The sequence below is a fragment of the Streptomyces sp. genome (assembly GCF_036566765.1).
In the GTDB taxonomy this organism is placed as follows: domain Bacteria; phylum Actinomycetota; class Actinomycetes; order Streptomycetales; family Streptomycetaceae; genus Streptomyces.
Window position 1 is genome coordinate 1 of the sequence record NZ_DATCVQ010000282.1, and the last position, 24,228, is coordinate 24,228.

Sequence of the window (24,228 nt, forward strand, 5' to 3'; positions counted from 1 at the left end):
GGCGCGGGCGGCGGCACCGCCCCGTAGGCGGGGCTCGCCCCGCCGAGGCCGAGCAGGCCGGCGGCGGCGAGGGCGGCGGCCAGTACCGAGGCGATGAGGGGGGAGCGGTGGGCGTGGGAGGTTCGTCTGACGCGACTCACGGGGGAACACCTCCGGGGAGGACGGTGTGCGGGGGCTGAGAGCGCTCTCAGACAGCTTTTGTAGTTGGACGCGCCGGGCCCGTCAATGGGTCCGGCGCGTTCGACCTCTCAACGATCGAGTTCCGCCAACTCTGCTTCGCCCAGCACGAGTTCGGCCGCCTCGGCCGAGGCGCGGGCCGTCTCCGGGCGGCTCGCGCCGGGGATCGGGATCACGGTCTCGGAGCGGGCGAGCAGCCACGCGAGCGCCACCTGCTGCGGGCTCGCCCCGCGCTCCCGCGCCACCCGGTGGAACGCCCCGAACCGCGGGTCCGCCTCCTGCGCGGAGCCCCCGTCGAGCGAGCTGCGCGAGATCCCGCCGAGCGGGCTCCACGGCATGAACGCGAGCCCCAGCTCCGCGCAGAGCCGCAGCTCCGCCTCGGCGTCCCGCACCGCCGGCGAATACCGGTTCTGCACCGACACCAGCCGGTCGCCCAGGATCTCCCGGGCCAGCCGGATCTGCGCCGCGTCCACATTGGAGATCCCCGCCAGCCGGATCGTGCCCGCGTCCAGCAACTCCCGGATGGCGCCGAGGGATTCGGCGTACGGCACGTCCGGGTCCGGCTTGTGCAGCTGGTACAGCCCGATCGTGTCCGTGCCGAGCCGGCGCAGCGAGCCCTCCGCCGCCCGCCGCAGGTGCTCCGGCCGCCCGTCGACCGTCCAGCCGCCGTCGTCGGTGCGGCCCCTGCCCCCCTTCGTCGCCACCAGGACGTTCCTCGCGTCCCCGCCGTACGCCTTCAGCGCGCGGGCCACGAGCAGCTCGCCCGCGCCCGGCTCGCCGCCCGGCGGGTGGTACGAGTCGGCCGTGTCCAGCAGGGTCACGCCCGCGTCCAGCGCGGCGTGCACGGTCGCCAGCGCGCGCCGCTCGTCCGGCGCGCCCTCGATCGACAGCGGCATCGCGCCCAGACCGATCGCGCTCACCCGCAGGTCTCCCAGGGTGCGGTACCTCATCGCAGAGTCTCCTCGATTGCCGTGCCGAGCCATTCGGACGTGTGCGAGAACCGGTAACCCAGCGCGCTCGCCCGCGCGTTGTCCATTCCGTAGGAACGGGCGAAGGAGAACGGCGACACCTCGCCGACCTCCACCTCCTGGAAAACGGTCCGGCCGCCCACCCGCTTCTCGATCTCCGCGCAGATCTCGGCGGTGGTCAGCGGCCCGTGGGAATGCGCGTTGACAGGCCCGGTGAATTCCTGATGGGCCGCCCATTCCAGGAATGCGGCGATCTCCTCGACGTACACATAGGTCGCCGGGTGGTTCACCGACGGAACCGAGATCGGCTCACCGGCCCGGATCCGCTCCGCGTAATGCGCGACGCGCCCGGTGAAGTCGTCCTCCCCGCCCAGCACATGAGCCACCCGCACGGCCGTGTACGCAAACCCCGGCGCGGCCGCGAACACCGCTTCGGCCTGCCGCTTCCCCTCCCCGTAGTGCGCGTCCAGGAATTCCGGGTCGTGCCACGGAAGACGCGTGTCGACGGTCACCGTGCCCAGGTCGAGCGCGTCCTCGGAAAGCGGCACGGGGGAGTTCTCGTACTCGTACACCTCCACCGTCGAGGTCATCACATAACGCCGGGTGCGCGGCCCGATGACGCGCTGCGCGACGACCGCCTGGCGCGGGGTGTAGCAGACCTGGTCGATGACGACGTCGAAAGTCCGCCCGTCCAGAGCCTTTTCCAGGGCGCGCTCGTCATTCCGGTCGGCGACGAGATGCGCGGCACCTTCAGGCGGGACGGAGGAGCCCCGATTCAACACGCTCACAGAATGCCCGGATTGCAGCAGGCGATCCGTCAACCGCCGCCCGAAATAGCGATTTCCCCCGATGATCAAAATCTCCATACCCCAAGTGTTACGTTGTGCGCTCGTCTTCTGAAGGGGGAAACATGGGAGTCCAGGACGCCGCACCGAAGGAACCACGGCATCTGCGCCCCGCCGCCGTCGAAACCTCGGCGGCCGCCGGACGGGCCGCGCACGACGCCGTGGACCGGCAGATCCTGGAGCTTCTCCAGACCGACGGCCGCATCAAGCTCAGCGAGCTCGGCCGGCGGGTCCGGCTCAGCCCGGCGGCGGTCACCGAGCGGGTCCGCCGCCTGGAGGCGAGCGGCACGATCACCGGGTACGGCGCGCACGTCGCCCCCGCCCGGCTCGGCTACGGCATCCAGGCGTTCATCCGGGTCGACCCCCACGGCGGCTACAACCTCAAGCACCCGCGCACCCTGGAGCTGACCGCCCGGCCGGAGATCCTGGAGGTCCACCACGTGGTCGGCGAGGACTGCTGGATCCTCAAGGTCGCCGTCACCGACACGATCCACCTGGAAGAGATCCTGGAACAGACCTCCGCGCTGGGCCGCACCACCACGTCGATCGTGCTGTCCTCCCCCGTGGAGCGAAAGCCGCTGCTGCCCGCGGAGGGCCGGCCGTTTACAGCGTGAGCTCCTCGATCGCCGGGGGCTCCTGGGAGAAGTCGCTGAACCGCACCCAGCGCGGCCGCACCCGTACGTAGGTGATGCCGGGCCAGGACAGGCGGTCGCGGCCGTCCGGGTACGCGGCGAAGTAGACCTCGCGCAGGTGCTCCAGGTCGGGACCCTGGGGGAAGTCCACGAGGCCCTCGATCTGCGCGGTGACCTCGCCCCAGCCGATGACCAGGGCGATCCGGGGATCGGTGCTCAGATTGTGGTACTTGCGCGTCGACTCGACCGTGTCGAACACGATCTCCAGGTCGTCGCTGACCGCGTACCCGACGACCGCCGCCTGGGGCGCGCCGTTCGGGGCGACGGACGCCTGGACGGCCAGCCGGTGGTCGCGCAGGAACCTGAGCAGTACGTCGTGCTTCATGTGCCCTGCCTACCACGGGGGGCCCGCGCGGACCGGGCGCTTGCCTTGACGTCGGCGTCAAGGCATACGTTCGTACGCATGCGCATCGGCGAGCTGGCCGAACGGGCCGGAACCACCACACGGACTCTGCGGTACTACGAGTCCCGGGGGCTCCTGCCCGCACGGCGGACGGACAACGGGTACCGCACCTACGACGAGGACGACCTGCGGCTGCTCCAGCAGATCCGGACCCTGCAGGACTTCGGGTTCGACCTGGAGGAGACGCGGCCTTTCGTGGAGTGCCTGCAGGCGGGCCACCCGGCGGGCGACGCCTGTCCGGCCTCGCTGCAGGTCTACCGGAGCAAGCTCACCGAGCTGGACGGCCTGATCGACCAGCTCCAGGCGGTGCGGGCGCAGGTCGCCGCGCAATTGCTGCGGGCCGAGGCGGAACTGCCGGGCGGCCCGGAACCCACGTGCGAACTAGGAGGCAGAGGATGACGCAGAAGCAGGTCGTCGCCGAGGTCACGACCGCGGACTTCGACGCGGAGGTGCTGGGCGCGGACCGCCCGGTCCTGGTGAAGTTCACCGCGCAGTGGTGCGGCCCGTGCCGCCAGCTCACCCCGGTCCTCGGCGCGATCGCCCAGGAGGAGGCGGACCGCCTCAAGATCGTGGAACTGGACGTCGACGGGAACCCGGACGTGACCATCCGCTACGGGGTCATGGCCACCCCGACCCTGATGGTCTTCCGGTCCGGCGAACCGGTGAAGTCCCTGGTGGGCGCCCGCCCGAAGCGCCGGCTCCTGGAGGAGCTGGCGGACGTGCTCGACGAGCCGGCGTCGCTCCGGGCCTAGGCAGTGTCTTCAAATGATCACCGTTGGTGGATCATGGTGTCGTGATACGTCGCCATGAACTGTCGGACGCCGAGTGGGAGTTCGTCCGGCCGCTGCTGCCCGAGTCGTTGCGGGGACGCAAGCGGCTGGACGACCGCAGGGTCCTGAACGGGATCGTGTGGAAGTTCCGGACCGGGACGGCCTGGCGGGACGTGCCCGAGCGCTACGGTCCGTGGGCGACGCTGCACACGCGTTTCCGCAGGTGGGCGGCGGACGGAACATTCGACCGGATGCTGCGGGCCGCTCAAGCGAAGGCGGACGCGGCAGGCGACGTCGAGTGGCTGGTGTCGGTCGACTCCACCGTCGTCCGGGCCCACCAGCATGCAGCCGGGGCTCGAAAAGGGGGCTCCGCGACCCGGCCCTCGGCCGGTCCCGAGGCGGCCTGACTAGCAAAATCCATCTGGCCTGTGACGGGCGAGGCCGTCCGCTCGCTTTCGTCGTGACGGGCGGCAACACCAACGACTGCACGCGGTTCACCGCCGTGATGGAGGCGATCCGGGTGCCCCGGATGGGACCGGGTCGGCCCCGGGTCCGGCCCGATCACGTCCTGGGCGACAAGGGCTACAGCTCGAAGGCGATCCGCACCTGGCTCCGCCGCAAGGGCATCGCCCACACGATTCCCGAGCGGGCCGATCAGGTCCGCAACCGGGCCCGACGAGGCAGCCGCGGAGGCCGCCCGCCGGCCTTCGACCGCGAGATCTACAAGCACCGCAACGTCGTGGAACGGTGCTTCAACCGCTTGAAGCAGTGGCGTGGCATCGCCACCCGGTACGACAAGACCGCCGAGTCCTACGACGCAGCAGTCACCCTCGCGTCACTCCTGATGTGGGCGTGACATTTGACGACAGAACCTAGGGGCCTCTGCGGGCCTAGCAGCGCGGCAGGGAGACGGTCCCGTTGCTGAGTTTGGTGCTGGAGGCCCAGCCTTCGGTGTTCGTCCCCGCGATGCGGGCGTAGATCCACTTATTGCCGTAGGCGTTGGTGACGTAGCAGTGGTAGTAGACCTTCACACCGGACTTGACCTCGCTCACGTACCCGCATTCCGCGTACGGCCCGGTGTAGAGGTGGGACGTCGTGGCCAGGGTGCCGTAGGCGTCGCTGCGGTTCGCGTGGGCCCAGCCGGTGCAGGCCGTCGACACCGGGGTGGGCTCCGTCGCCGTCGGGGTGGGCTTGGGCTTCGGAGGGGCCGACGGGCTCTCGGCCGGCTTGTCGTCTTCGGTGCCGGGCTTCTTCGTGGGACCCGGCTTCTCGTCCTCGCGAGGGTCCGGCTCCTTCGAGGTCGGCGGCTTCGAGGACGCGCCGGGAGAAGCGGTGGACGACGGGGCGCTGCTGCTCCCGGTCGGCCGCTGGCTGCCCATCGGGGCGTCGTCGCCGGGCGGCGTGTCCTGCGCGCCGTTCACGGTCGTGTCGTCCTGTCGGTCGACCAGGGCGTAGGTGATCCCGCCGCCTGCGGCGATGAGCACGACGGCGGCCGCTGCCGCGAGGACGGTGCGGCTGCTGCGGCGCCGTGCGCGCCGGGCTGCCGTGCGGCTCGTCTCGGGAGCGGGGAATCCGGCGGGGTGCGCGGCCGGCGCGCCGTGCTGCGGAACCGTCGACGGCACGTTGGGCTGCGGGTAGCCGTAGCCGGCCTGCGGAGCCTGCGGCTGCGGGGTGGGCTGGGGGTACAGCGGGGGGCCGAACCCGGGGGCCGGTGCGGCGGCGGCCGCAGGGTCCGTGGCGGGAGCGGGCGTCGGGGCAGGGGACGCGATCTGCACCGTCCCGCCCGACGCGACGCGCTCCAGCATGCCGCGCGCCTGGTCCGCGGTGGGCCGGTTCTCCGGTTCCTTCGCCATCAGCGCCTGGAGCACCGGTGTGAGCGGTCCGGCCCGGCGGGGCTCCGGCAGGGGCTCGGTGACGATGGCCGACAGGGTGGACCACGCGGAATTGCGGCGGAACGGCGAGGTGCCCTCGACGGCCGCGTACAGCGTCATGCCGAGCGACCAGATGTCCGAGGCGGGACCGGGCTCCCGGCCCTGGGCGCGCTCCGGCGGCAGGTAGTCGACGGAGCCGATGATGTCCCCGCTGCGGGTCAGCTTCGCCATGGCGTCGTCGCCGGAGGTCTCCATGGTGGCGATGCCGAAATCGGTGAGGACGACCCTCCCGCCGTGCTCCAGCAGCACGTTCGCGGGCTTGACGTCCCGGTGCAGCACGCCGACCTGGTGCGCGGCGTCGAGCGCGTCCATCAGCTTGGCGCCGATCGCCGCGGCCTCGTGCGGCTCCAGAGCGCCACGCTCCGTCAGCACGTCGTCGAGCGAGGACCCTTCGACGAGTTCCATGACGATGACCGGCAGGCCCTGCTCCTCGGTCACGTCGTGCACGGTGACCACGCCGCTGTGCCGGATACGGGCGGCGGCCTGCGCCTCGCGCTGCATCCGGGTCCGCAGATCGGCCAGTTCGGCCGCGGAGGCGTCGGTGAAGGCCCGCAGGACCTTGACGGCGACCTCTCGGTTCAGCATTTCGTCCACCGCGCGGGCGACGACTCCCATGCCACCGCGCCCGATCATGGACGTCACCCGGTATCGCCCGCCGAGCAGCTTGCCTATCAGATCTCCGCCATGCGCTTCCCCCGCGGTCACCGCACGCTCCGTTCCCTCGTTGTTCGTGATCCATCAACTCGCGGCCTCAAGACTAGAGGCAGGACCGTGGGGGGAGTGCGGCGGCCATGCGCAGGTATGGGGCTGCCCGCCCTCTGGGCGAAGGCCCTAGGCCGGGCCCAGCACGATCCGCCGCCGCACGAGATCCACCTCGACCACCTCGACGCTCAGCTCGTCGCCCTCTCGTGGCGTGCGGCCGTCGAGGCAGTCGTTGCGCAGCAGGCCGTCGAAGCCGTCGGCGACATGGACGAAGACGCCGAACGGGACGACCCTGGTGACCGGGCCGGTCACGACACGGCCCGCCAGGGTGCGGGCCAGTTCGGGGTACGGGTCGGGGAGCAGGGCCTTGCGGGAGAGGGCGATGCGATCCCGGTCCAGGTCGATGTCGAGGACCTCGACGGACACCTGGTCGCCGACCTGGACGAAGTCAGTCAGCGCCTCGACGTGATGCCAGGAGATCTCGGCCACGTTGATCATGCCGTCGACGCCCCCGAGGTCGACGAAGACGCCGAAGTTCTGGATGGACGAGACCCGGCCGGTGAAGACCTGGCCCTTGCGCAGGCCGCGCAGGAAGGCCCGGCGTTCGTCGACCGTCATCGAGAGCAGTCCGCGGGCGAAAGCGTGGGCCGGCTCGCTGAGCAGTGAGCGCCAGCTCGTGAACAGCCGCAGCAGCGGCGCCCGGTACTCCCGCCGGAATGTCGCGTTCATCGCCAGGACGTCCAGCTCGTTCGCCGCCGTCAGCTCCGCGAAATCCGCCCGTTGCCGGGCGGACGGCACGAACTCCTCGCCCGTGAAGCGGTTGCGGAACAGGCCCTCCGGATCGGCGAGTGAGCCGTACGAGAAATCGCGGTCGCAGCTCGCGTACGGCGTTGGGGACCAGCGGTACAGCCGTTGGCGCTAAGCACTTGCCCTTCGTTGTTTAGCACAGGTGATCGGCCTGCTGCGGGGGTTCGGAGGAAGATCCTCGCCAGCCGAGGAGGGACAGAACCCCGTGGACGCGATGCCCACGGGGTTCTGTGCTGCTTCGCCGGCCGGCGGGATGTCGACGTTACTTCCCGCACTTGGTCTTGAAGCCGTCCAGCAGAGCCTTGCCGGCATCGGAGTTGTCACGCACGTACGGGCTACCGCTGATGCTGATCGAGGTGTTGCTGGTTGAGATTGACTCGCTGCCGGTCCGGTCGTTGCGGGTGTCCTCTCCGGCGACCGTCCAGATGATCTGGGACTGATCCTTGTTGAACTCGCCGGTGCTGGTCACGTCCGGCTCCTCGTAGACACCATCGCAGTCGTACTCATGATGCGAGACACTGTTGCCCTTGACGACCAGCTGGCCGAGGTCGGACGTGCCGTTGACGTCCTTGATGTAGTAGGTACCGTCGAGCTTGCTGGCGCTGTCGCTGCTTCCGCTGCAGGCGGTGAGTATGAGTGAGCCCGCGGCCAGGGCCGCGATGGACGCGGCGATCTTGGCCCGCGTCCTACGTGCTGCGGTCCTGGTGATGCTCATGACGTTCCCCCATGGTTCGTTCTGGATAGGTCGGTTTGAGATAGAAGGCAGTCAAAATATCCTACGGATAGGTGACTTTGGCTGACCGGGACCGCCTGTCAGGCGCCTTCTCGGAGGCTGTCGAGCCGATGCTCAGTCAGCGCCAGCGCGACCTCGGACTGGTTGAGCGCGTGTTCGCCGTCCTGAATGCGCCACTGCAGAAGCCGCACGGGCGCGGCGTCTGCTTCTTGGTCTGCCAGGTCGCCGAGCTCGCGCAGTTCTGCGTACGCACCCTGCAGCTGCTCTTCGTGGTGTGCTGCACGGACCCGGAGACGGGCGAGTCCGGCCTTGGGAACATCGGTACAGCCGTTGGCGCCGAGAACGATCATGGGCTCTAGCTGCGGATCTCCGCGTTCGGGTGGGGCTCGGCCTGGAGGCGTTCGCGGAGGTCGATCTCCTCGGGGGTGAGCGGGTCCTCGGGCCGGCGGATGCGGACGGACTTGGGCCGCAGCGGCAGGCCGTCGTCCGTCGCGGCGGCCTCGGCTTCGGCGAGTGCCCGGTAGAGCGAGGCGACCGAGGGGTTCTTGCCCGCGTTCTTCCCGGTCTTGATGACCAGCTTCCTGGCGATCTCCGGGACGGGGACGCCCTTGTCCTTCAGCGCGACGGCAAAGGTGAGCATGTCGTCGTCGATGACCTTCGGCCGTCCGCCGTGGTTGCCCTTGGCCGCCGCGGTGACCTGGCCTTCGAGGGTCTTCTCCCGGATGTAGTTGCGCTCGATCTGCCCGGCGACGGCGAGCACGGCGAAGAACATGGCGCCCATGCCGTTGGGGTCGTAGATCCCGTTGAGCGGACCGGTAAGGAGTTCGAGCTTGATGCCACCGGCCTGGAGCTCAGCGGACAGCATCATCAGCTCGGCCGCGTTCCTGGCAAGACGCTTCAGCTCGTGGACGGTGAAGATGACCGGCGTCTCGGGTGCGGCTTCCTTGAACTGGCGGGCCAGCGCGAGCGCCTTCTCCAGCTCGGGCCGCACCTTGATGCGGGTGCTGATCTGCTCCTTGAAGACCTTGTGGCACTCCGCCCGGTGGAGGGCTTCGAGCTGGCTCGCCAGCCCCTGCCGCGCGGTCGAGGTGCGGGCGTACCCGATCCGGACCGGGCGCTCGGTGCGGGGCGCGGGCACCACTGCGAGCGCGGGGCCCGGTTTCCAAGCGCGGCCCGGGTGCCGGTCGGCGGGGACGGGGATCTCCAGCTCCTCCCGGAGCGCGGGGACGAGGACGAAGCGCGGGGTGTGGTATTTCGCGGCGGTCTTCCCGCCCCGGGTGCGGCAGGCGCTGCCGGCGGGCGCGTCACAGTTCGGGCAGTCATGACGCTCTACCGCCAATGCGGCCTGATCGGGCGTGAGACCCATAGCCGGAGTCTCTCAGAAGCGCCTCGCACAACGCGCGGGTTTCGAGAGGGCTTTCGCGAACGGTGACCTGCGGAAACGTGATCGCTCCGGGGGGTCTCGCAGAACTCTCACAGATGTTCGTTTGTGAGACGCGCGAACCGGAAGCGGCGCTACCGCCAACCACTGTTCCGTTGGCCCCCGAGGCCGGCGTAGAAGTGGACCAGTTCCTCCGCCTCCTCGCCGATCGCCTCCCGCAGGACCTCGCGCCGGTCCAGGGGCAGCAGGGTCTCGGCGAAGCCGTCCGTGCCGTAGAAGGCGTGGCACAGGCCGGCCAGGCGCAGTTCGTCCCTCGCACCCCACCTGGCGAGGCGGGACTCGACGCGGTCGAGGTGGGCGAGCAGGGTGCCGCCCGGGTGGTCGATCGTGGCCGCGCCGCACGTCGTGAGCAGCTCGCGGGCCGCCTCGTGTCTCCCCATGGCGCACAAAAATACCCCGACCTAGAATTGACAGTCGAGGTAATTCGGCGGGTATATTGATCTGCTCTGTGTGCGCACACGGCAATGTGTGTACGCGGTTCAGTAAACGCACTTTATCGCGGCGGGAGTCGAATTGTCAACCGAGGAATTCCGGAACGAGCAACAATTCATCACCGGTCTCTACGCACGCCTCGACGACCTGCGCGACCAGGCCGAGCGCGCGGTGGCCGCCGCCCTCAAGGACCCCGGCAGCACCATGCAGGCGCGGCGGGACCGGGACGTGATGGTCGCCGAGCAGTCGGGGCTGCTTGCCGCGTACAACGCCGGTGAGACCGGGCTCTGCTTCGGGCGGCTGGTGTTCCGGGACGGGGCCGACCACCACATCGGACGGCTCGGGATCCGGGAGGACGACGAGCAGCGCACGCCGCTCGTGCTCGACTGGCGCGCCGACGTCGCCCGGCCGTTCTATCTCGCCACCGGCTACGAGCCCATGGGGCTCCAGCGCAGGCGGCACATCACCACCCAGGGGCGCGAGGTCGTCTCGCTCCACGACGAGGTGCTCGACCTCGCCGACACCACCCGCACCGGGCACGAGAACCCCGACGCCGACGAGGTGCTGCTCGCCGCCCTCGACGCGGCCCGCACCGGCCGGATGCACGACATCGTGCAGACCATCCAGGCCGAGCAGGACAACATCATCCGCTCACCGCACCGCGGCGTCCTCGTCGTCGAGGGCGGCCCCGGCACCGGCAAGACCGCCGTCGCGCTGCACCGCGCCGCGTACCTGCTCTACGCGCACCGCGAGCAGCTGGCCCGCCGGGCCGTGCTCATCGTCGGCCCCAACCCCGCCTTCCTCGGCTACATCGGCAACGTCCTGCCCTCCCTCGGCGAGACCGGCGTGCTGCTCGCCACCCCCGGCGAGCTGTTCCCCGGCGTCCACGCCACCGGCACGGACATCCCGCGCGCCGTCGCCGTCAAGGGCTCCGCCGCCATGGCCGAGGCCCTGGACCGCGCCGTGCGCGACCGGCAGCAGGTCCCCGAGCGCGGCGAGCCGCTCATCGTCCCGCACGAGGACGGCGACCTGATCATCGACTGGGACATGGCCCTCGAAGCCCGCCACAAGGCCCGCGAGACCATGCTCCCGCACAACCTCGCCCGCCCGTTCTTCGTCTTCCGGATCCTCGACGCGCTCGCCGAGCAGCTCGCCGACCGGATCGGCGCGGACCCCTACGGCGGCCCCAACTTCCTCGGCCCCGACGACGTCGCCCTGCTCGCCAAGGGCATCGCCGCCAACCCGGACGTGTACGCCGCGATCGACACCCTCTGGCCGCCGCTCACCCCGCAGGAGTTCCTCGCCGACTACCTCGCCGAGCCGACCCACCTGCCCGTCGCGGACATCGAGGCGATCCGCCGCGACCGGCCGGCCCCCTGGACCCCCGCCGACGTGCCCCTCCTCGACGAGGCCGCCGAGCTGCTCGGCGAGGACGACACAGCGGCACGGGCCGCCGAGCAGGCCGAGCGGCTGCGGCAGATCCAGTACGCGCAGGGCGTCCTCGACGTCTCCTACGCCTCGCGGACCTACGAGTTCGAGGACAAGGAGGAGCTCGACAAGGACGCCTCCGAGGTGCTGTCCGCGCACGACATCATCGACGCGGAGCGCTTCGCCGAGCGGCACGAGGAGGCCGACCACCGCAGCGCCGCCGAACGCGCCGCCGCCGACCGGACCTGGACCTTCGGGCACATCATCGTCGACGAGGCGCAGGAGCTGTCCGCGATGATGTGGCGGCTGCTGATGCGCCGCAGCCCCACCCGGTCCATGACCCTCGTCGGCGACCCCGCCCAGACCGGCGACCCGGCCGGCGTCGGCTCCTGGCAGGAGATCCTCGCGCCGTACGTGGAGGACCGCTGGGAGCTCGTCCGGCTCGGCGTCAACTACCGCACCCCGGCGGAGATCATGGCCGTCGCCGCCGACGTCCGGCGCGCCCACGACCCCGCCTTCGAACCGCCGCGTTCGGTCCGCTCCACCGGCGCCCAGCCGTGGGAGCGGACCGTCGACGACCCGGTCAAGGAGGCCGCGGACGCAGTCGCCGCCGAGCCGCCCGCCGAGGGACGGCTCGCCGTGATCGCCCCCGCGGCGCTCCACCCCGAGCTGATCGCCGCGCTCCCGGACGCCGCGCACGGGCCCGTCCCCGACCTGACCCGGCCCGTCGTGCTGCTCGACCCGCGTCAGGCCAAGGGCCTGGAGTTCGACTCGGTGCTCGTCGTCGACCCGGACGGCATCCGGGACGGCGACCCGCACGGCGTCAACGACCTGTACGTGGCGCTGACCCGGGCCACTCAGCGCCTGGGCGTCATCAGGCGGGCCTGAGCCACACCGTCGCCAGCGGCGGCAGCGTCAGCCGGACGCTCGCCGGGCGGCCGTGCCACGGCACGGACTCGGTCTTCACCGGGTCCGTGCCCACCACGTCGCCGCCGCCGTACCGCGCGGCGTCGGTGTTGAGCACCTCCGCCCAGGCCGCCTCCTGGTCCGGTACGCCGAGCCGGTAGTCGTGCCGGACCACCGGCGAGAAGTTGCAGACCGCGAGGAGCGGGGAGCCCTCGGCGTCGTACCGCAGGAACGCGAAGACGTTGTCCTCCGCCGCGTCGCCCGCGACCCACGAGAAGCCCTCGGGGACGGTGTCCCGCTGCCACAGCGCGGGCGTCGCGCTGTACACCGTGTTCAGGTCGCGGACCAGGTCCCGTACGCCCCGGTGGTCCGGCTCGGCCCCGTACGCCGGGTCGAGCAGCCACCAGTCCGGGCCGTGGTCCGCGGACCACTCCGCGCCCTGCGCGAACTCCTGGCCCATGAACAGCAGTTGCTTGCCGGGATGGGCCCACATGAAGCCCAGGTAGGCGCGGTGGTTCGCGCGCTGCTGCCACCAGTCCCCAGGCATCTTGGAGACCAGCGCCTGCTTGCCGTGCACCACCTCGTCGTGCGAGATCGGCAGGATGTAGTTCTCGCTGTACGCGTACACCATCGAGAAGGTCATCTCGTTGTGGTGGTACTTGCGGTGCACCGGCTCCTTGGCCACGTAGCCGAGCGAGTCGTGCATCCAGCCCATGTTCCACTTCATGCCGAAGCCGAGCCCGCCGAAGCCGCCCGGACCGACCTGGTCCGTCGCCCGGGTCACGCCGTCCCAGGCGGTCGACTCCTCGGCGAAGGTGATGATGCCGGGGCAGCGGCGGTAGACCGTCGCGTTCATCTCCTGCAGGAACCGCACCGCGTCCAGGTTCTCCCGGCCGCCGTGCTCGTTCGGCGCCCATTCGCCGTGCTCGCGCGAGTAGTCGAGGTACAGCATCGAGGCGACCGCGTCGACGCGGAGCCCGTCGATGTGGAACTCCTCGCACCAGTACACCGCGTTGGCGACGAGGAAGTTCCGCACCTCCTTGCGGCCGTAGTCGAACTCCAGCGTCCCCCAGTCCGGGTGGGCGGACCTGCGCGGGTCCTCGTGCTCGTACAGCGGACGGCCGTCGAACTCGGCCAGCGCCCAGTCGTCGCGCGGGAAGTGCGCCGGCACCCAGTCCATCAGGACGCCGATCCCGGCCCGGTGCAGCGCGTCGACCAGGTGCTTGAAGTCGTCCGGCGTGCCCAGCCGCGCGGTCGGCGCGTAGAAGCCGGTCACCTGGTAGCCCCACGAGCCGCCGAAAGGATGCTCGGAGACCGGCATGAACTCCACGTGCGTGAAGCCGAGATCGCGTACGTAGGCGGGCAGCTGCTCGGCGAGCTGGCGGTACGTCAACCCCGGCCGCCAGGAGGCCAGATGCACCTCGTAGACGGAGAGCGGGGCCTCGTGGTGCGGCCGGGCGGCCCGGCCCGCCATCCACTCCTGGTCGCTCCATGTGTGGTGCGAGGCGGTCACGACCGAGGAGGTGTTCGGCGGGCACTCGGTGTGCTGCGCCATCGGGTCGGCGCGCAGCGAGTGGCTGCCGTCGGGCCGGGTGATGTCGTACTTGTAGAGCGTGCCCTCGCCGACCCCGGGCAGGAACAGCTCCCAGACGCCGGTCGCGCCCAGCGAGCGCATCGGCAGTCCGGTGCCGTCCCAGTAGTTGAAGTCGGTGGCGAGCCGCACCCCGCGCGCGTTCGGCGCCCAGACGGTGAACCGGGTGCCGGCGACGCCCTCGTGGGTCATCGTCCGCGCGCCGAGCGCCGTCCACAGCTGCTCGTGCCGGCCCTCGCCGATCAGGTGCAGGTCGAACTCGCCGAGCGCGGGCAGGAAGCGGTACGGGTCGTTGAACGGGACCTCGTCCCCGTCGTAGCGGACGAGCAGCTCGTAGTCGGGGACCTTGCGCAGCAGCGGCAGCACGCCGGAGAAGAGTCCGTCGCCCTCGTCGTGCAGCTCGGCCCGCCTGCCCTTGGCGCCGCGGGCGCCCTTGGTCACGACGGCGACCTGCCGCGCGTACGGCCGCAGCACCCGGACGAGCACTCCGCCGCGGACCAGCCGTGCGCCGAGCAGCGCGTGCGGGTCGTGGTGCTCGCCGGCCAGCAGTCGCGCCCGCTCGCCCGGGTCCAGGGCCGGGGCCGGGCGGACGGTACGGGTCTCCGGGCCGGCGCTCTCCTTCCGTGGCGCGGGTGGCTTCGCGGCCGCCTTCCGCGCGGTCGGGATCTCCTCGTCGGTCGTCTTCCGGGCCGTCTTGCGCGCGGGCGGTCGGGCGGTCACGTCGATTCCTCCTGGGAGCGGATCGGGCGGGTCTGGCTGGGCGGGGTGGGCAGGGTGATGGGGGTTCGCGGAAGGGAGAACGCGGGCGCGGCCGACGGCGTCACGAACCCGCCGCCAAACGGTGGATCGCCGCCATCGGCACCGGCAGCCAGTCCGGGCGGTGCCGGGCCTCGTACACGACCTCGTAGACCGCCTTGTCGGTCTCGTAGGCGCGCAGCAACGACGGGTCCGCGCGCGGGTCGACGCCGGAGGCGTCGGCGTAGCCCGCGCAGTACGCGTCGCGGCAGCGGGCCGCCCAGCCGTCGTTCCAGGGGCGGTGGGTGCGGGCCGCATAGTCGAAGGAGCGGAGCATCCCGGCGACGTCACGGACCGGGGGCTGCGGGCTGCGCCGCTCGGCCAGCGGCTTGGCGGGCTCGCCCTCGAAGTCGATGACCGACCAGGCGCCGTCGGCGGACCGCAGCGTCTGTCCCAGATGCAGGTCGCCGTGCACCCGCTGGGCGAGCCGTGCTGCGCCGTCCGCCCGGGCGGGGGCATGCCGGCCGTACTGCGCGAAGACCTCCCGCAGCCCCTTCACGTACGGCAGCAGCGCGGGCACCGCCTGCACGGCGGCGTCGAGCCGGGACGCCATCGCCTCGGCCAGCCGCTCGGTCTGCGCGCGGTGCAGCGGCTCGGTGGGCAGCGTGGCCGCGAGGGCGGTGTGCACCTCGGCGGTGGCCCGGCCGAGGGCGTGCGCCTCGGCGGTGAACTCCCGGCCGTCGGCGAGCGCGTCCAGGGCGAGCCGCCAGCCGTCACGGGAGTCGCGCAGGTAGGGCTGGAGCACCCCGAGCGTGCTGGGCCCGGTCGCGGAACCGGTCTCGAACCAGGCCACCGGCGCCGGGACCCGGGCGCAGCCCGCGCCGGCCAGGGCCAGGGGCAGCTCCAGGTCCGGGTTGGCGCCCGGGCTCACCCTCCGGAAGATCTTCAGGATGTACTGATCTCCGAACACCAGCGAGGAGTTGGACTGCTCGGCGTCCAGCATCCGCGGCGCGAGCGCGGGCGGCAGCGGGGCGGTCCGGGCGAACCGCAGCGGCCCGAGCGCGCCCGGGGTGCGCAGCCGTTCGTACAGCAGCCCGGCGAGCCGCGGATCGCGCAGCCCCTCGTAGACCGCGCGGCCGGCCAGCGGTCCCTGGCGGACCCGGCCGATCAGCGTCGGCGCGAGCCGCGGCGGCACGGTGGTCCGCACGCCGAGCAGTAACTGGTAGCAGTCCGCGGGCGTTCCGGCCGGGAGCCCCGGCTGCTCGACCCGGACCAGCAGATGCAGCAGCCCCGGCCCCGGCCCTTCCGGCGGCAGCAACTCCGTCGCCGCGTCCAGGGCGAAACCGTTCACCGCACGTCCCTTGCCCGCGAACCAGCGCTGCCGGGGCAGCCATTCATGGAGCAGGGGCGCGAGGGACGGGAGGAGGGCGGCCGGGGCCCGGGTGGTGGAGGCGGTCTCCGGCATTGCGTCGCGTCCTTTCCCCGGGCGCAGCTCGTTGATGATTGCGCAGAGTGTCCCGGATTGCGGCTACGGCTGTCCGGCTGTGCGGGACGTGTCGGATGGGGAAGATCCGTATGGGCCCGACGAGAAGGCCCTTATGGACCCGATTCGGTGTATGAGGGTCAGACTGCCCAGGGCGGGGCGGCGGAAACCGCCCCGCACCGGACTATCTCTGACGACTCGTCAGCCTCGTTGGTTGAGCTTCACCGAGACCGCCGGGGCCGGCGCCGACTCGGCCCGCGGCGTACCGTCCTTGCGCAACCGGAACCAGTAGAAGCCGTGGCCCGCCAGGGTCAGCAGGTACGGCCACTCGCCGATCGGCGGGAACGTCACCCCGCCGATCAGCTCCACCGGGCGCAGCCCGTTGAACTGCCTCAGGTCCAGCTCCGTCGGCTGTGCGAACCGTGAGAAGTTGTTCACGCACATCACCAGGTCGTCGCCGTACTCCCGCAGGAACGCGAGCACCGCCGGGTTCGACGAGGGCAGCTCCGTGTAGGAGCCCAGGCCGAACGCCGGGTTCTGCTTGCGGATCTCGATCATCCGCCGCGTCCAGTGCAGCAGCGAGGACGGCGAGGCCATCGACGCCTCGACGTTGGTGACCTGGTAGCCGTAGACCGGATCCATGATGGTCGGCAGATACAGCCGGCCCGGGTCGCAGGACGAGAAGCCCGCATTGCGGTCCGGGGTCCACTGCATCGGGGTGCGTACGCCGTCCCGGTCGCCGAGCCAGATGTTGTCGCCCATCCCGATCTCGTCGCCGTAGTACAGCACCGGCGAGCCGGGCAGCGCGAAGAGCAGCGCGGTGAACAGCTCCATCTGCTTGCGGTCGTTGTCCAGGAGCGGCGCGAGCCGGCGGCGGATGCCGATGTTGGCCCGCATCCGCGGATCCTTGGCGTACTCCGCGTACATGTAGTCGCGTTCTTCGTCGGTGACCATCTCGAGGGTCAGCTCGTCGTGGTTGCGCAGGAAGACGCCCCACTGGCAGCCCGCCGGGATCGCCGGGGTCTTGGCCAGGATCTCGGAGACCGGGTGGCGCGACTCGCGCCGCACGGCCATGAAGATCCGGGGCATCACGGGGAAGTGGAACGCCATGTGGCACTCGTCCCCGCCGGAGCGGAAGTCGCCGAAGTAGTCCACCACGTCCTCCGGCCACTGGTTCGCCTCGGCGAGCAGGACCGTGTCCGGGTAGTGCGCGTCGATCTCCTTGCGGACCCGCTTCAGGAACATGTGGGTCGCCGGGAGGTTCTCGCAGTTGGTGCCCTCCTGCTGGTACAGGTACGGCACCGCGTCGAGCCGGAAGCCGTCGATGCCCAGGTCCAGCCAGAACCGCAGCGCCGAGATGATCTCCTCCTGCACCGCCGGGTTCTCGTAGTTGAGATCCGGCTGGTGCGCGAAGAAGCGGTGCCAGAAGTACTGCTTGCGGACCGGGTCGAAGGTCCAGTTGGACGTCTCGGTGTCGACGAAGATGATCCGCGCGTCCTGGTACTGCTTGTCGTCGTCGGCCCAGACGTAGTAGTCGCCGTACGGGCCGTCCGGATCGGCGCGGGACTCCTGGAACCACGGGTGCTGGTCGCTGGTGTGGTTCATGACGAAGTCGACGATCACGCGCATCCCGCGTTGATGGGCGGCGTCGACGAACTCCACGAAGTCGGCGAGATCGCCGAACTCCGGCAGCACGGACGTGTAGTCCGCGACGTCGTACCCGCCGTCCCGCAGCGGGGACTTGAAGAAGGGCGGCAGCCAGAGGCAGTCGATGCCCAGCCACTGCAGATAGTCGAGCTTGGCGGTGATGCCCTTGAGGTCGCCGACGCCGTCGCCGTTGCTGTCCTGGAAGGACCTGACCAGCACCTCGTAGAACACCGCCCGCTTGAACCAGTCCGGATCACGGTCCTTGGCGGGGGTGTCCTCGAAGGTGTCGGGGACGGGTTCGTTGATCATCATGATGTGGGTGACCCTCCGGTCTGCGGGGACGGTCGCAGGGTGAGGACGTGCGCGGGCGTGATGCCCGGCTCGAGGCGCACGTAGTTGGCCCTGCCCCAGTGATAGGTCTCGCCGGTGAGCTCGTCGCGCACCGGAACGGTCTCGTGCCAGTTCAGGCCGAGTTCCGGCATGTTCAACGAGACCGTGGCCTCCTGGGTGTGGTGGGGGTCGAGGTTCGCCACCACCAGAACGGTGTTCGAACCCGCCCGCCTGCTGTACGCGATCACCGCGTCGTTGTCCGTGTCGTGGAAGCGCAGCCCGCGCAGCCGGCGCAGCGCCGGCTGCCGCCGCCGGATCCGGTTGAGCGCGGTGATCAGCGGCGCGATCGACGCGCCCGAGCGTTCCGCCGACTCCCAGTCACGGGGCCGCAGTTCGTACTTCTCCGAGTCCAGGTACTCCTCGCTGCCGTCCCGCAGCGGGGTGTTCTCGCACAGCTCGTACCCCGCGTACACGCCCCAGGTCGGCGACAGCGTGGCCGCGAGCACCGCCCGCACCTCGAACGCCGGCCGGCCGCCCTTCTGGAGGTAGGCGTGCAGGATGTCCGGGGTGTTCACGAACAGGTTCGGCCGCATGAGGTCGGCCGACTCCCCGGACAGCTCGGTGAGGTACTCGGTCAGCTCCTGCTTGGTGTTGCGCCAGGTGAAGTACGTGTACGACTGCTGGAAGCCGACCGCGCCCAGGGTCTTCATCATCGCGGGCCGGGTGAACGCCTCCGCCAGGAAGATCACATCGGGGTCGGCGCCGTTGATCTCGGCGATCACCCGCTCCCAGAACACCACCGGCTTGGTGTGCGGGTTGTCCACCCGGAAGATCCGCACGCCGTGGTCCATCCAGTGCCGCAGCACCCGCACCGTCTCCTCGACGATGCCGTCCATGTCCCTGTCGAACGCGATCGGATAGATGTCCTGGTACTTCTTCGGCGGGTTCTCCGCGTACGCGATCGAGCCGTCCGCGCGGCGGTGGAACCACTCCGGGTGCTTGTCCACCCACGGGTGGTCGGGGGAGCACTGCAGCGCGAAGTCCAGGGCGATCTCCAGGCGCAGCTCGCGGGCGCGGGCCACGAACGCGTCGAAGTCCTCAAGGGTGCCGAGGTCCGGGTGGACCGCGTCGTGGCCGCCCTCGTGCGAGCCGATCGCCCACGGCACGCCGACGTCCCTGGGGCCCGCGGAGAGCGTGTTGTTGGCGCCCTTGCGGTGTGTGACCCCGATCGGGTGGATCGGAGGCAGGTAGACCACGTCGAAGCCCATCGCGGCGACCGCGGGCAGTCGTTCGGCCGCGGTGCGGAAGGTGCCGGAGACCAGCTTGCCGCGGACCCGGCGGGCGCCCTCGGAGCGCGGGAAGAACTCGTACCAGGAGCCGTACAGGGCCCGCTCGCGCTCCACGAGGAGCGGCAACGGCCGGGCGCTGCTGACGAGTTCGCGCAGCGGGAAGCGGTTCAGGGCCTCCGTCACCTGGGGTGCGAGTGCGGCGGCGAGCCGGGCCGCCGCCGGGCGGTTCTCGTCGCGCAGCGCGTCGGCGGCGGCCAGTACCGCCTCGCGGCCGCCGCCCTTCTTCGGTACGCCCTTCGCGGCGCGTTCGTGCAGCTCGGCGCCCTCGGCGAGGACGAGTTCGGTGTCGAGGCCCGCCGGGATCTTGATCCGGGCGGTGTGCCGCCAGGTGGCGACCGGGTCGCTCCAGGCCTCGACCGTGTACGTCCAGCGGCCCTCGGCCTCCGGCGTGATCTCGGCGCCCCAGCGGTCCGTGCCGGGGGCGAGTTCACGCATCGGGGTCCAGGGGCCCGGGCGTCCGGACGGGTCCTTGAGCACCACGTTCGCGGCGACGGCGTCGTGGCCCTCGCGGAAGACGGTGGCGGTCACGGTGAGGGTCTCTCCGACCACCGCCTTCGCGGGGCGGCGTCCGCAGTCGACCAGCGGGCGGACGTCGAGGACGGGAATGCGACCAATCAGCGAGTTCACGGAATCACCTGGGGGTTGCTCACGGGGGTGCGGGTGGTGCGCTCTTTGTAGCTCCGTCGACGGCAGAGGGGTTGCGGGCATGGCCGCTCCTGTCCGCGTTCACTCGGATGGGCGTCTACTGGGGGCCTGCGCGTGCCTACCGGGGAGCCTTGCCCCGGTATCAGGGTGGGCAATCCGGCGCTTTGTTAACTACTCGGACGTAGCCGCGAGAGCAAGAACGTCTCCCGGACAAGAAACCGGCCTCGTCCTTGTGGACGAGGCCGGTGGCGGTGGTGCGCGGGATCGACGGGGGCGCGCGGGGCTCCCCTCGGGCGCGTCAGCCCTGGGAGGGTGCGCCCCGTTCCTCGGAGTCGCGGGACCAGATCTGCCACGGCCGGCGGCTCACCCACTCCTCCGTCGGCGTCGGGGACAGGCCGAGCACCCTGGCCGCGACGCCGTCGTCGGCCGCCATCAGCCGCGGGTCCGCACCGGAGGCCATGTAGTGGTAGATCCCGGCCACGCCGGCCGCCGCGTCAGGGCCGATCAGCTCGGCGAGGCCGCGCTCGAACACCTGCGGGTCCAGCGGCAGGTACCGGACCGTACGGCCCAGGCCCCGGCCGAACGCCTCGGCCAGCTCCGGGCCGGTGAGCGAGCCGGCGCCGCCGATGTCGAAGGTCCGGCCCTCCAGACCGTCCCGGGTCAGCGCGGCGTACACCGCCCCGGCGAGGTCGCGGTGCGAGATCCAGGCCGTCGGGGTGTCCGCGGGCAGCGGGTAGGCCAGTACGCCCTCGTCGACCAGCGCCGGGCCGTTCCACGGCGAGAACAGGTTGTCCAGGTACACCGGCGGCCGCAGCACCACCAGCGGGACCCCGCTCGCCCGGAACACCTCCTCGGCGAGCCGCCGGGTCTCGAACGCCGCGACGTCGGTGCGCAGTTGCGGGATCCGGGTGTTCGCGTTGTAGACGAGCCGCAGCACGCCCGCGTCCTTCGCGGCCTCCGCGATGTTCCGCGCGTACCGCCGCACCCGCTCCGGGTCGTACTCCAGCGGCAGCACCACCGCCGCGTGCGTCACCCCCTCGAAGAGCCGGCGGACCGCGGCCGGATCACCGAGCTCCCCGGCGACGAAGGCCACTCCGGGCAGCGGCGGACGGTCCGCCTCGGGCCGGCGGCTGAGGGTCCGCACCTGGTGACCCCGGTCGGCCAACAGGCGGGCTGCCGCGCCGCCCTGGAACCCGGTCGCTCCCACGACCGCTACCCGCATCGGAATGTGATCGGACATGTGTCTGAAGTGCCCTTCGATAGGCTGTGGCTGCTGCCGTGACGGCTCTCTCAGGCTGGCGGCGGCGGCTTCGGCCGATCAATTAACAAACCGGGGCGGAAGTTGAAGGATCGTCCATGGACAATGTGCGAACCGACAGTGACGACCTGCTCAGCGAATTGCTGCAGCCGCTCCGTCTCACCGGCGTCTTCGACAGCCGGTGGCGGGTCAGCGCGCCCTGGGCGATCGAGGGCGACGCGGAGCAGAGCTGCGCCGTACTGCACTACCTGACCGAGGGCGGCTGCTGGATCACCGGCGAGGGGCAGACCCCCATCGAATTGCGCTCCGGCGACCTGATCGTCTTCCCCACCGGCGTCGCCCACCGGCTCGCCGACCGCCCCGACCGCCAGGGCCTCCCGCTGCGCGCCGTGCTGCCCGAGCGGCAGCCCGGCACCTCCGGCGAGATCCGCATCGAGGGGGACGGCCCCGAGAGCCGGCTGCTGTGCGCGGGACTGCACTACGACGCCAGCGCCGCCACCGAGCTCTACCGCGCGCTGCCGTGGGCGCTGGTCCTGTACCGCAGCCAGGTCGACCGGGAGCCGCTGCTCCGCGACACCCTGCGGCTGCTCGCCGCGCCGGACCGGCCGGTCGGACCCGGCGACCGGCTGATCACGTTGCGCGCCTTCGAGATGGCGCTGGTCCTCGCGCTGCGCCCGCTGCTGCGCAAGCTCGCCGAGACGCCCGACGGGCTGCCCGTGCTGCGCCACCCCGGGATCAGCCGGGCCCTGGTGATGATCGCGACCCGGTACGCCGAGCCCTGGACGATCGAGTCGCTCGCCAAGGAGGTCGGCATGTCCCGCTCGGCCTTCACAGCCGCCTTCCGCGAACTCGTCGGCGAGGCCCCCGCCCGGCACCTGACCGGCCGCCGGATGCAGGAGGCGGCGCGGCTGCTCTCCGAGACCTCGCTGCCGCAGTCGGCGGTGCCGGAACGGGTCGGCTATCAGAGCGCGGTCGGCTTCCATCTCGCGTTCCGTAAATGGTTCGGGAAGACCCCCGGGGAGTATCGGTCGGGCGCTGCCGCGGCCTGAAATGGCGGGTTCTTAAGTTCCGGTGGACGGACGTTCATTGCCGTGGGCTGCGCAGCCCTGGAAGCTCCGAGAGGCACTTTCGCGAGGCAATGAGGAGAACTGGTGACCAGGTCCGGTCGGGAATATCTGGAATCGCTGCGCGACGGGCGGGAGATCTGGCTCGACGGCGAGCGGATCGAGGACATCACCGCGCACCCGGGGTTCCGGGCCACCGCCCAGTCCTTCGCCGGCCTCTACGACCTCGCGCACGACTCCGCGCACGCCTCCGTACTCACCCGGGGCGGGGTGCACCGCGCCTACGCCGTCCCCCGCTCGTACGAGGACCTGGTCGCCCGGCGCCGCGCGTACAAGGTGTGGGCGGAGGCGAGCTACGGCTTCCTCGGCCGCACCCCCGACTACATGGCGAGCGGCGCGGCCGGCTTCGCCGCCCAGCCGGAGGTCTTCCGCGGCGAGCGGTTCGACGGCTCGGCCCAGGCGCGCGCGTACCACCAGCGGCTCGCCGAGTCCGACCTGTACTGCGCCTTCACCATCACCAACCCCGCCTCCGGGCGCGGCGAGGACGACCTGCGGGTCGGCGTCGTCGCCGAGAAGGACGGCGGCATCGTCGTCCGCGGCGCGAAGACCATAGGCACCGGCGCGGTCTTCGCCGACGAGGTGCTCGTCGGCACCATCGAGCCGCTCGGCCCCGACGACGCCGAGCAGGCGCTGACCTTCTCCCTCCCGCTGGACACCCCGGGTCTGAAGCTGATCTCCCGTCAGTCGTACGAGGCCCGGGCCCGCTCCGTCTTCGACAACCCGCTGTCCTCCCGGTACGACGAGAACGACGCGCTGCTCGTCTGCGACGACGTCTTCGTGCCGTGGGAGCGGGTGCTGACCTACCGGGAGGTGGAGACCACCGCCGCGATGTGGTGGCGGACCCCGGCCTATCTGAACTTCGTCCACCAGTCGGCCACCCGCTTCTGGACCAAGCTGGAGTTCCTCACCGGCCTGGCGATCCTGATCGCCCGCTCCAACGGCACCGACCAGCTGCCGCCGGTCACCCAGGCCGTCGGCCGGCTGCTCGGCATGGTCGCCCAGGCCAAGGCGTTCGTGCTGGCCGCCGAGGCCTCGTACGAGGAGGTCGACGGCGGCCGCGGCGGCGTCCGGCCCGGCCAGGAGATCTCCTTCGCGCAGCGCATCATGGCCGGCGAGCTCTATCCGCGCGCCGTCCAGGACATCAAGCTGCTCGCCGGCGGGGCGCTCATCCAGCTCCCCGCCTCCGGCGCCGACCTGGTGCACCCCGAACTCGGGCCCCTGGTACGCCAGTACTTCCGCACCCCCGCCGACCCCGCCGAGGACCGGATCAAGCTGCTCAAGCTGGCCTGGGACGCGCTCGGCTCCGAGTTCGCCGGCCGCCACGAGCAGTACGAGCGCTTCTACCAGGGCGCCCCGCACGTCTACCTGACCATGCAGACCTGGGCGGGCGCCGCCGACGACTGCGAGTCCCTGGCCCGGGCCTGCCTGGACGGCTACGACCTGGGGACCGGCCTGGGGACCGGCCTCGGGGCCGGCCTCGGGACCGGCCGATGAGCCGGAGCGCCGCCCGCTCGGCGAAGGCCGCGCTCGCGCTGCTCGCGTCCACGCAGCTGCTGCTGATCATGGACACCGCGATCGTCAACGTCGCGCTGCCGTCGGTCGGGGCGGAGCTCGGCTCCGGCTCGGCCGGGCTGTCCTGGGTGGCCAACGCCTACCTGATCACCTTCGGCGGGCTGCTGCTGATCGGCGGCCGGGCGGCCGACCTGTTCGGTCACCGGCGGCTGTTCCTCGCCGGGCTCGCCCTGCTCGCCGCCGCCTCCGCGGCCGGCGCGCTCGCCGGGACCTCCGGGGTGCTCGTCGCCGCCCGCACCGCGCAGGGCGTCGGCGCGGC

At 71.4% G+C, this 24,228-nt stretch carries 21 protein-coding genes and 1 pseudogene; 8 read left to right on the forward strand and 14 right to left on the reverse strand.

Annotated elements, in window-relative coordinates; all coding sequences use genetic code 11:
- Positions 1-248: 248 nt before the first annotated feature.
- Both VIU94_RS15855 and VIU94_RS15860 read right to left on the reverse strand, forming a co-directional pair.
- Positions 249-1,127, reverse strand: a complete 879-nt coding sequence (locus tag VIU94_RS15855) for an aldo/keto reductase (RefSeq protein WP_331911924.1) — start codon at positions 1,125-1,127, stop codon at positions 249-251.
- On the reverse strand, positions 1,124-2,011 hold the full coding sequence (locus VIU94_RS15860) for an NAD-dependent epimerase/dehydratase family protein (protein ID WP_331911926.1): 888 nt from the start codon (positions 2,009-2,011) through the stop codon (positions 1,124-1,126). Before VIU94_RS15860 ends, VIU94_RS15855 begins: the two co-directional genes overlap by 4 nt.
- Positions 2,012-2,055: 44 nt before the next feature.
- On the opposite strand from VIU94_RS15860, the gene VIU94_RS15865 reads away from it, so the two are divergent.
- The gene (locus tag VIU94_RS15865) at positions 2,056-2,604 is read left to right on the forward strand and encodes an Lrp/AsnC family transcriptional regulator (protein ID WP_331911928.1); all 549 of its coding nucleotides are present in this window, start codon (positions 2,056-2,058) and stop codon (positions 2,602-2,604) included.
- Here VIU94_RS15865 and VIU94_RS15870 read toward each other — a convergent pair.
- Positions 2,594-3,007 carry a pyridoxamine 5'-phosphate oxidase family protein gene (locus tag VIU94_RS15870; protein WP_331911930.1) on the reverse strand — a complete coding sequence of 138 codons (414 nt, stop codon included), beginning with the start codon at positions 3,005-3,007 and terminating at the stop codon, positions 2,594-2,596. The genes VIU94_RS15865 and VIU94_RS15870 overlap by 11 nt on opposite strands.
- A 78-nt stretch (positions 3,008-3,085) precedes the next feature.
- Here VIU94_RS15870 and VIU94_RS15875 point away from each other — a divergent pair, with 78 nt between their 5' ends.
- The 3 genes from VIU94_RS15875 (at position 3,086) to VIU94_RS15885 (ending at position 4,711) form a co-directional block, all read left to right on the forward strand.
- The gene (locus VIU94_RS15875; protein WP_331911932.1) at positions 3,086-3,484 is read left to right on the forward strand and encodes a MerR family transcriptional regulator; all 399 of its coding nucleotides are present in this window, start codon (positions 3,086-3,088) and stop codon (positions 3,482-3,484) included.
- A complete protein-coding gene (gene trxA / locus VIU94_RS15880; protein WP_331911934.1) occupies positions 3,481-3,837 on the forward strand; it encodes a thioredoxin in 357 nt (118 codons plus the stop codon). The genes VIU94_RS15875 and trxA overlap by 4 nt, the downstream gene beginning before the upstream one ends.
- 44 nt (positions 3,838-3,881) lie before the next feature.
- Positions 3,882-4,711, forward strand: a protein-coding gene (locus tag VIU94_RS15885; RefSeq protein ID WP_331911962.1) for an IS5 family transposase whose coding sequence is annotated in 2 segments (ribosomal slippage) — positions 3,882-4,223 and positions 4,226-4,711 — 828 coding nt in all. Because the reading frame shifts where the segments join, the coding sequence is not laid out codon by codon here.
- A gap of 34 nt (positions 4,712-4,745) precedes the next feature.
- On the opposite strand, the gene VIU94_RS15890 is transcribed toward VIU94_RS15885, so the two are convergent.
- The 6 genes and pseudogenes from VIU94_RS15890 to VIU94_RS15915 all read right to left on the reverse strand — a co-directional run.
- Positions 4,746-6,491: a serine/threonine-protein kinase gene (locus VIU94_RS15890; RefSeq protein WP_331911936.1), complete on the reverse strand. Its 1,746-nt coding sequence runs from the start codon at positions 6,489-6,491 to the stop codon at positions 4,746-4,748.
- A 126-nt stretch (positions 6,492-6,617) separates the two neighbouring features.
- A complete protein-coding gene (locus VIU94_RS15895; protein ID WP_331911938.1) occupies positions 6,618-7,286 on the reverse strand; it encodes a S1 RNA-binding domain-containing protein in 669 nt (222 codons plus the stop codon).
- Positions 7,287-7,557: 271 nt separating this feature from the next.
- Positions 7,558-8,010 carry a hypothetical protein gene (locus VIU94_RS15900; protein WP_331911940.1) on the reverse strand — a complete coding sequence of 151 codons (453 nt, stop codon included), beginning with the start codon at positions 8,008-8,010 and terminating at the stop codon, positions 7,558-7,560.
- Positions 8,011-8,108: 98 nt separating this feature from the next.
- Positions 8,109-8,378 carry a hypothetical protein gene (locus tag VIU94_RS15905; RefSeq protein WP_331911942.1) on the reverse strand — a complete coding sequence of 90 codons (270 nt, stop codon included), beginning with the start codon at positions 8,376-8,378 and terminating at the stop codon, positions 8,109-8,111.
- 5 nt (positions 8,379-8,383) lie between these two features.
- Positions 8,384-9,394, reverse strand: coding sequence for a recombinase family protein (locus tag VIU94_RS15910; protein WP_331911944.1), 1,011 nt, complete (start codon positions 9,392-9,394; stop codon positions 8,384-8,386).
- Between the two features lie 185 nt (positions 9,395-9,579).
- Positions 9,580-9,849 (reverse strand): annotated as a pseudogene (locus VIU94_RS15915) (DUF6817 domain-containing protein); the annotation flags it as partial.
- 133 nt (positions 9,850-9,982) lie between these two features.
- Between VIU94_RS15915 and VIU94_RS15920 the strand changes: the two are divergent.
- Positions 9,983-12,217 (forward strand): HelD family protein, encoded by a 2,235-nt coding sequence (locus VIU94_RS15920; RefSeq protein WP_331911946.1) that lies wholly within the window; start codon positions 9,983-9,985, stop codon positions 12,215-12,217.
- Here the strand turns inward: VIU94_RS15920 and glgB are convergent.
- The 5 genes from glgB to VIU94_RS15945 all read right to left on the reverse strand — a co-directional run bounded on the left by glgB (position 12,204) and on the right by VIU94_RS15945 (position 21,255).
- Positions 12,204-14,546, reverse strand: a complete 2,343-nt coding sequence (gene glgB / locus VIU94_RS15925; RefSeq protein WP_331911948.1) for a 1,4-alpha-glucan branching enzyme — start codon at positions 14,544-14,546, stop codon at positions 12,204-12,206. The genes VIU94_RS15920 and glgB overlap by 14 nt on opposite strands.
- 100 nt (positions 14,547-14,646) lie before the next feature.
- Positions 14,647-16,026 (reverse strand): maltokinase N-terminal cap-like domain-containing protein, encoded by a 1,380-nt coding sequence (locus VIU94_RS15930; RefSeq protein ID WP_331911950.1) that lies wholly within the window; start codon positions 16,024-16,026, stop codon positions 14,647-14,649.
- Positions 16,027-16,245: 219 nt separating this feature from the next.
- Positions 16,246-18,003: a maltose alpha-D-glucosyltransferase gene (gene treS / locus VIU94_RS15935; RefSeq protein ID WP_331911952.1), complete on the reverse strand. Its 1,758-nt coding sequence runs from the start codon at positions 18,001-18,003 to the stop codon at positions 16,246-16,248.
- On the reverse strand, positions 18,000-19,988 hold the full coding sequence (locus VIU94_RS15940) for an alpha-1,4-glucan--maltose-1-phosphate maltosyltransferase (RefSeq protein ID WP_331911964.1): 1,989 nt from the start codon (positions 19,986-19,988) through the stop codon (positions 18,000-18,002). Before VIU94_RS15940 ends, treS begins: the two co-directional genes overlap by 4 nt.
- A 325-nt stretch (positions 19,989-20,313) precedes the next feature.
- Complete coding sequence (locus tag VIU94_RS15945; RefSeq protein ID WP_331911954.1) at positions 20,314-21,255, reverse strand: SDR family oxidoreductase; 942 nt, start codon at positions 21,253-21,255, stop codon at positions 20,314-20,316.
- A 116-nt stretch (positions 21,256-21,371) separates the two neighbouring features.
- Between VIU94_RS15945 and VIU94_RS15950 the strand changes: the two genes are divergently transcribed.
- From VIU94_RS15950 to VIU94_RS15960, 3 genes are all read left to right on the forward strand, one after another.
- Entirely contained in the window at positions 21,372-22,322 is a 951-nt protein-coding gene (locus tag VIU94_RS15950; protein ID WP_331911956.1) for an AraC family transcriptional regulator, read from the forward strand.
- Between the two features lie 102 nt (positions 22,323-22,424).
- Positions 22,425-23,891, forward strand: a complete 1,467-nt coding sequence (locus VIU94_RS15955; protein ID WP_331911958.1) for a 4-hydroxyphenylacetate 3-hydroxylase family protein — start codon at positions 22,425-22,427, stop codon at positions 23,889-23,891.
- Positions 23,888-24,228, forward strand: a 341-nt coding sequence (locus VIU94_RS15960; protein WP_331911960.1) for an MFS transporter, incomplete at its 3' end; no start/stop codon positions are given. The genes VIU94_RS15955 and VIU94_RS15960, both read left to right, overlap by 4 nt.

Bases quoted from the DNA above. Each gene is read 5' to 3' on its own strand.
- VIU94_RS15855 (WP_331911924.1), bottom strand. From the start codon at position 1,127: ATGAGGTACCGCACCCTGGGAGACCTGCGGGTGAGCGCGATCGGTCTG.
- VIU94_RS15860 (WP_331911926.1), bottom strand. From the start codon at position 2,011: ATGGAGATTTTGATCATCGGGGGAAATCGCTATTTCGGGCGGCGGTTG.
- VIU94_RS15865 (WP_331911928.1), top strand. From the start codon at position 2,056: ATGGGAGTCCAGGACGCCGCACCGAAGGAACCACGGCATCTGCGCCCC.
- VIU94_RS15870 (WP_331911930.1), bottom strand. From the start codon at position 3,007: ATGAAGCACGACGTACTGCTCAGGTTCCTGCGCGACCACCGGCTGGCC.
- VIU94_RS15875 (WP_331911932.1), top strand. From the start codon at position 3,086: ATGCGCATCGGCGAGCTGGCCGAACGGGCCGGAACCACCACACGGACT.
- trxA (WP_331911934.1), top strand. From the start codon at position 3,481: ATGACGCAGAAGCAGGTCGTCGCCGAGGTCACGACCGCGGACTTCGAC.
- VIU94_RS15900 (WP_331911940.1), bottom strand. From the start codon at position 8,010: ATGAGCATCACCAGGACCGCAGCACGTAGGACGCGGGCCAAGATCGCC.
- VIU94_RS15905 (WP_331911942.1), bottom strand. From the start codon at position 8,378: ATGATCGTTCTCGGCGCCAACGGCTGTACCGATGTTCCCAAGGCCGGA.
- VIU94_RS15910 (WP_331911944.1), bottom strand. From the start codon at position 9,394: ATGGGTCTCACGCCCGATCAGGCCGCATTGGCGGTAGAGCGTCATGAC.
- VIU94_RS15930 (WP_331911950.1), bottom strand. From the start codon at position 16,026: ATGCCGGAGACCGCCTCCACCACCCGGGCCCCGGCCGCCCTCCTCCCG.
- treS (WP_331911952.1), bottom strand. From the start codon at position 18,003: ATGATGATCAACGAACCCGTCCCCGACACCTTCGAGGACACCCCCGCC.
- VIU94_RS15945 (WP_331911954.1), bottom strand. From the start codon at position 21,255: ATGTCCGATCACATTCCGATGCGGGTAGCGGTCGTGGGAGCGACCGGG.
- VIU94_RS15950 (WP_331911956.1), top strand. From the start codon at position 21,372: ATGGACAATGTGCGAACCGACAGTGACGACCTGCTCAGCGAATTGCTG.